2 pseudogenes are annotated in these 836 nt (G+C 72.4%); both read left to right on the top strand.

Annotated features, from left to right (window positions below):
- Positions 1-504, top strand: a pseudogene (locus tag GJ693_RS17660) (hypothetical protein); the annotation flags it as partial.
- An 11-nt stretch (positions 505-515) separates the two neighbouring features.
- A pseudogene (locus tag GJ693_RS16360) lies at positions 516-836 on the top strand (hypothetical protein); the annotation flags it as partial.

Genomic DNA, 836 nt, shown 5'->3' with positions numbered 1-836 from the left:
CCTGGACCGAAAGGCGATGCGGGTGCGGCCGGCCCGGCTGGCGCCAAGGGTGACACCGGCCCGGCCGGACCAAAGGGCGATGCGGGACCCGCCGGCCCGAAGGGTGACGCGGGGCCACAGGGCCAGACCGGCCCCCAGGGCCCCATCGGCCCGCAAGGGCCTGCCGGCCCGATCGAATATCGCCACCGCCTGCTGATCGTCGAGCCGGCCGGGCCGGGCCAGATTGATCTGAAGGACGACATCGATGCCGTGGTCTCGCTGCGCAAGGAGAAACTCGTGGCGGTGCTGCCGCGGGCCGGCGATGCCGGCAAGGGCCGCTGCTATGTGCTGCGCGCCGTCAGCCGCACCGGGATCAGCATCCGCGTGCCCAACACCCAGGATCTGATCACTGGCCGCGGCCTGGCGACGCCGGCCGGCGCGCTCGACCTGGGCGGCGGCGAAGGCATCACCCTGATCAGCGACGGCAAGTCCAACTGGTATGCCATCACCGATCTGACCGCCTGAGGGAGCGCGCCATGACCTATCTCCCCCTGGAAGCGCCGATCACCGACGAGGCGATCCGCACCGTCAATTTCTTCAACGGCCGCCTGCTCACCGGCCGCGACCTCAGCCGTGAACAGCAGGCCCGGCGCGAGGCGGACCAGCGCCTTGGCCTGGGCCTGGGGGATGGCGTTGGCGATGGATTGATGGTCAGCCACCTCGGCAAGGTCGCACCCGGTGGCCGGCCGGCGGCGCGCGTTGCACCCGGCTTTGCCGTCAACCGCCTCGGCCAGGTGCTGCGGCTGGCCAGCCCGGTCGATCTGGCGTTGGCCACCGCCGCCGCCCCCGGCCCCACC

Origin of the sequence: Sandarakinorhabdus oryzae (assembly GCF_009733735.1) — a bacterium.
GTDB classification, from domain to species: domain Bacteria; phylum Pseudomonadota; class Alphaproteobacteria; order Sphingomonadales; family Sphingomonadaceae; genus Sandarakinorhabdus; species Sandarakinorhabdus oryzae.
The sequence above is the reverse complement of the archived record's forward strand: the minus strand, read 5'-3'. Positions and strand labels throughout refer to the sequence as shown.